The organism is Archangium sp., from assembly GCF_036388035.1.
Lineage (GTDB): Bacteria > Myxococcota > Myxococcia > Myxococcales > Myxococcaceae > Archangium.
Map to the genome: position 1 here is coordinate 1 of NZ_DASVSO010000203.1, position 5,430 is coordinate 5,430.

Below are 5,430 nucleotides of genomic sequence, written 5' to 3' on the forward strand. Positions count from 1 at the left end.
CGTTCGAGCTCCAGCAGGATGCGCTCGCTGCCGGCCACGGCCCGGTTGCCGCTCGCGGTGAAGCGGCTGACGCGGTTGTGCGGGAAGGGGGAGGTGGCCGTGTAGTAGACGTAGACGTAGGGCTGGCGCGGGAAGTCGGGATCGAACGTCGCGCCGAGCAGCCCCCGCTCCCCGCTCGTGTTCGTCGCCACCGAGAGGAAGGGCTCGGGCAGCAGCTTTCCGTCCTCGATGATTCGCAGCCGTCCCGCCTGCTCGCAGACGAAGATGCGCCCATCCGGCGCGAGCGCCATGGCGGTGGCACTGGCGAGGCCCGAGACGAGCTGCGTGTCCGTGAAGCGGGCGGGTACCGTGGCCGCCTCCTCCAGTTGAAGGGGCGGGTTGTCGTGGGGCTCCACCTCCGTGCAGCCCCACAGCAGGAGAAGACAGAGGAGTGACCGTAGTGGCTCGACACGCATGGCACACGCTCCGGTGTAGAGAGGAATTGCCCTCCACTCCGGGTGGAGGGCGGCGCGCCATCTGGTGGCAAGTGATTCGGGCCCGCGCTTCAGCTCGCGGAAATGAAAGAGGCGGGGACGTCTGGCGGTGGATGGTGCGCGCGGAGCAACGGGCAGCACCCATCAGGAGCACCGGCCCCGGGGGAGGTGCGCGTTGCGGCGTCATGAGGTTCCAGGTTACGGAGCGAGCCCGGCCGCCTGCCTTGGGCCCGTCTCCCCCCCGGATCCCGTCACATGCGCACTCTTCGTCTCCCGTTGTCTTGGCTGCTCCTGGCCTCTCTCGGGCTCCCGGGCTGTTTCCAGGGGCGTGACTTCGTGGGGGACGTGCCGAGCGACGGCGGCACGGAGGTGTCGGAGGCGCCGGATGCGTCGGTCGGGCCCACCGTGCGGATCGCCGCCTTCAACGTCCACCGCTTCTTCGACACCGTCTGTGACTCCCCTGCGTGCGGGGGCTCCCACTACGAGGCGCTGCCGTCGCCGCAGGAGTTCTCCGCGCGCGCCAACCAGCTCGCCACGGCCATCGCGTCGCTGAACGCGGGCGTGGTGTTGGTGGAGGAGGTCGAGAGCCAGGCCTCGCTGAAGGCGCTCCAGGCCCGGCTGCCGGGTCTGCCCTGGGCCGAGCTGGGGGAGACGGGTGCCCCCGCCTCCGTGGACGTGGGCGTGCTCTCCGCCTGGCCCATCACCCGTTTTCGCGGGCACCGCGAGCAGGTGTTGCGGCGTCCGGATGGCTCCGCCACCACCTTCTCGCGCGAGCTGCTCGAGGTCCACCTGGACGTGGCGGGCGCCGAGGTCGTGGTCTTCGCCGCCCACTTCCGTTCCAAGTCGAATGACGATCCTGGCCGCCGGCTCGCCGAGGCCCAGGCGGCCCACGCGATCGTCACCGCCGTCGCCGCCGAGCGCCCCCGGGCGCTGGTGGTGCTCGGGGGAGACCTCAACGACGTGCCCGGCTCACCGCCCCTCGACGCCCTGGAGCAGGACGGCTCGCTCCTGCGCGTCGCCAGCGACCGGTCCGCCGCGGACTCCTGGACGTATGCGTACTTTGGGGACCTCCAGGCCATCGACCACCTCTTCCTCGCTCGCAACGAGGGGGGGGGCTACGTGTCGGCCTCCTTCCGCGCGGTGCGCGATGCGCCGCGCGGGCTGGGGGGCTCGGATCATGCCGCCGTGGTCGCCGACTTTTTTCTCACCCCCTGAAAAAACTGCTCCGCTCCCACTGTAAGTGCTTCCGTTCGCCATTGAACCCGACGTGCAAGTGCCGGATTTCACTGAAGTGCTGGCTGGCCCGGTTTCTGCTCAAACTTGGGGAGGAATGCGTCGTTTCGAAGCCTCCACACTCGCTTACACCGTCGACATCAGCCCGCCCGCCTGGAATCAGCTCGCCCACCTGTCGCTGGAGAGCTACCGGCGCATTCGGGAGGAGCTGGATGCCGTCGCCGCGTCGCTGACGAGCGAAGGGCGCCGGAACGAGGCCCGGGCCGAGCAGGCCCCGGCGCATCCCACCTCCACGCCCTCCCTCATGGTCGACGACGCCATCGCGGTCTACGAGGTGGACCACGAGCGTCGGCGGGTCGTGCTGCTCGAGGTGGCGCAGCGCCTGCCGTGGTACCCCTAGGCGGCCCGGCGTCAGGCTCCCTGGCGGCCGAGCAACCAGAGGGGCGAGGTGGAACCGTCGGGAGGTGGCCCCGTCCGGGGGCGTGCATTCGCATCTTTCGCCCATGGCCTCGCATGAGCCAGCAATCGCGACGGGAGGACGCCACCGCCTCTGCGACTTCATCCGGGACCAGCGCGACCTGATCCTGGAGGAGTGGGAGCGGGCGGTACGGCGGATTCCCTGTGCCCGGAGCCTGTCCCACGCCGGGCTGTTGAATCATCTCCCGGAGCTGCTCGAGCGGGTGGCGAGCGTGGTGGAGGGGGCTCATGACGGCGAGCCCCCATCGCTGGAGGACTTGCCGGAGATCCACGCGACGCAGCGGCTGGACGTGGGCTTCGACCTGGAGCAGGTGACGCGCGAGTACGCCCTGCTGCGCACCTGTGTCCTGCGGCTCTATGGCCGGCATGCCGGGCGCGACGGGCACGACGTGGAGATGCTGCTCGCGGAGGTGGAGCGCTTCAACCAGACGTTCGACGAGGCCATCTCCGTCGCCGTCTCGCGCTACACGCGGGCGCACGAGCGGACCCTGGTGGCACTCGATCGCATCTCCGAGGCGGCGCTCGGCACGGAGGACCTGGACGCCTTCCTCACGCGGCTGTTGCGCGTGGTGCTGGAGACCACCGAGTCGGTGGACTCCGTCACGCTGTTGCTGCGCGAGGGGGACTTCCTCCGGGCATGCGCCTCGGTGGGGTTGGAGGAGGACGCGGCCGAGGGCTTCTCCGGGAAGATCGCCGCCGAGCGGCGCCCGCTGGAGCTGCGGTCCGCGGCGTCTGATCCACGGGTGAGGAGTGAGAACCTCCGGGCCCGGGGGACGCGGGCCCTGTATGGCGTACCGCTCATCGCCGAGGACGAGCTCATCGGCGTGGCCCTCATGGGCAGCCGCACCACCTTCGAGTTCTCCAACGAGGACAAGCTGTTGTTCCGCACGATGGTGAGCCGGGCCACGGGCCTCTTCGTCCAGACCCGGCTGCGGCTGGGCGAGCGCGCGGCGCGCGAGGAGATGGAGACGCGCACCCGGCTGTTCAACCTCGTCCTCGAGCAGAGCGCGGACGCCATCATCCTGGCGGACGAGCAGGGAGTGCTGCGGTTCTTCAACGCCGAGGCCGAGCGACAGCACGGCGTCTCGCGCGGGGAGGTGCCCGCACAGGAGTGGACCCGCACCTTCGGTCTGATGTCCCTGGAGGAGCGAGCGCTGTCCCTGGAGGAGCTGCCCCTGTACCGCGCCCTCCAGGGGGAGACGATCACCGACGCACGCTGGAAGGTGCGGCGCCCGGACGGCTCGGTGCGCATCCTCAATGGCACGGCCTCGCCCGTGCGCCGTCCGGATGGCACCCTGGCGGGCGCCGTGCTCACCGCTCGCGACGAGACGGAGCGACTCTGGCGGGAGGCGGAGCAGGCCGAGACGCTCGCCCTGCTGGACTCGCTGCTGGCCACGGCGCCCATTGGCCTGTCCTTCGTGGACCGGGAGCTGCGCTACGTGCGCATCAACCGCATGCTCGCGGACCTCAACGGGGTGCCGGTGGAGCAGTCGCTGGGGCGCACCGTGCGCGAGGTGATTCCCCAGGAGGCGCACCACCTGGAGCCCCTGGTGCGTCAGGTGTTCGAGACGGGCGAGCCCCTCCGGGACGTGGAGGTGGCGCTGCCCTCGAGGGCCGACGTGGGACGCTCCCACCACTACCTGGTGAGCATCTACCCGGTGCGGGACACGCGGGGCGAGGTGCGCTGGGTGGGCGCGGTGGTGGTGGACATCACCGAGCGCCAGCGCACCGAGGAGGAGCTGCGCCGGGCGGCGGAGTTCCGCGAGCGCTTCCTGGGCATCGTCTCGCACGATCTGCGCAACCCGCTCAACGCCATCCTCCTGTCGGCCAACATGTTGATGTGCTCGGACGACCTGCCCGCGCGCCACCTCAAGTCCGTGCGCCGCATCGTCACCAGCGCCGAGCGCATGGCGCGGATGATCGGCGAGCTGCTGGACTTCACGCGCGGGCGGCTGGGCGGAGGCATCCCCGTCTCGCCCCGGCCCACGAACCTCCGCCACCTCTGCCGGCACGTGCTGGAGGAACTGGAGGCGGGCCTTCCCGGGCGCGAGCTGCGACTGGACGCGGTGGGGGATCTCCAGGGGGCGTGGGACCCGGACCGGCTCGCCCAGGTGGTGGGGAACCTGGGGAAGAACGCGCTCGACTACAGCCCCGAGGGGACGCCCGTGCGCGTCTCCCTGCGCGACGAGGGAGACACCGTCGTGCTGGAGGTGAACAACGCGGGCCCCCCCATCCCGCGGGCGCGGCTCGCCGCCATCTTCGAGCCCTTCCGGCGGGGCGGCGCGGAGGGCACTCCGCACCCGGCCTCGGGCCTCGGGCTGGGCCTCTTCATCGTCGAGCAGATCATCCGGGCCCACGGTGGGAGCGTCTCGGTGCGCTCCAGCGCGGAGGAGGGCACCACCTTCACCGTGCGGCTGCCCCGGCACGTGCCCCCGCGCTCCGAGGCGGCCCCTTAGGGCCCTTGCGAGTCCTTCCCCTCACCCTCGGCCTCGAGGCGGTCCTTCTCGCGGATCATCAGGTCGCGCACGTACTCGCGCAGCGTGTCCACGTCGGAGAAGGCGTGGGGGTCCACCGGTGCGAGGACGCGGACCCTGCAGTCCGCCCGGAACTTCACCTTCATCCCATGCTTGGGGAGGGTGTCGCCCGTGCCGGTGAGCACGATGGGGATGAGCGGACAGCCCTTGGAGCGGGCCAGGCGGAAGGCCCCGTCCTTGAAGGGCTTCATCTGGTTGTTCGGTGAGCGGGTGCCCTCGGGGAAGAGGAGCACGGGCACTCCCCGGTCCAGCCAGCGCTCGCACTGGGCCATCATCTTCGCGATGCTGTGCTTGTCCCCCCGCACCAGGCTCACGTAGCGGTTGAGGTACATGTTCCAGCCGAGGAACGGCAGCCGGAAGTTGCTGGCCTTGGAGACCCACTTGAAGGGCCGGTAGAGGCCGAAGAGCACGAGGATGTCGCCCAGGGACTGGTGGTTGGCGACCAGCACCGCCGGGCCGTGCCAGGGCAGGCGCTCGCGGCCCTCGATGCGCAGGTGCCAGCCGGGGCTCACCCAGAAGTAGAGCTGGGCCCAGGCGCAGGAGAAGAGGTGCAGCACCCGGCCATCCCGGTCGAAGGGCCAGGTGACGAGGAAGAGGACGAGCGCGACGAGGAAGAGCACGGCGGAGCTCGCCGCGAAGAAGGACCAGAAGAGCACCGAGAGGAGCCAGCGCATGTCACCTCGTACCCGGCGAGTCAGCCGAGGGCGCCCCGG

At 70.7% G+C, this 5,430-nt stretch carries 5 protein-coding genes; 3 read left to right on the plus strand and 2 right to left on the minus strand.

Going from position 1 to position 5,430, the window contains the following annotated elements:
• The coding region (locus VF697_RS08970; protein WP_331093273.1) for a PQQ-dependent sugar dehydrogenase at window positions 1-455 on the minus strand (455 nt) is incomplete at its 3' end.
• A gap of 273 nt (window positions 456-728) precedes the next feature.
• On the opposite strand from VF697_RS08970, the gene VF697_RS08975 reads away from it, so the two are divergent.
• The 3 genes from VF697_RS08975 to VF697_RS08985 all read left to right on the plus strand — a co-directional run bounded on the left by VF697_RS08975 (window position 729) and on the right by VF697_RS08985 (window position 4,639).
• On the plus strand, window positions 729-1,688 hold the full coding sequence (locus VF697_RS08975) for an endonuclease/exonuclease/phosphatase family protein (protein ID WP_331093275.1): 960 nt from the start codon (window positions 729-731) through the stop codon (window positions 1,686-1,688).
• 115 nt (window positions 1,689-1,803) lie between these two features.
• Window positions 1,804-2,106, plus strand: a complete 303-nt coding sequence (locus VF697_RS08980) for a hypothetical protein (RefSeq protein ID WP_331093277.1) — start codon at window positions 1,804-1,806, stop codon at window positions 2,104-2,106.
• A gap of 82 nt (window positions 2,107-2,188) precedes the next feature.
• On the plus strand, window positions 2,189-4,639 hold the full coding sequence (locus VF697_RS08985; RefSeq protein WP_331093278.1) for a PAS domain S-box protein: 2,451 nt from the start codon (window positions 2,189-2,191) through the stop codon (window positions 4,637-4,639).
• Here the strand turns inward: VF697_RS08985 and VF697_RS08990 are convergent.
• Window positions 4,636-5,391, minus strand: coding sequence for a lysophospholipid acyltransferase family protein (locus VF697_RS08990; RefSeq protein ID WP_331093280.1), 756 nt, complete (start codon window positions 5,389-5,391; stop codon window positions 4,636-4,638). The genes VF697_RS08985 and VF697_RS08990 overlap by 4 nt on opposite strands.
• Between the last annotated feature and the right edge of the window lie 39 nt (window positions 5,392-5,430).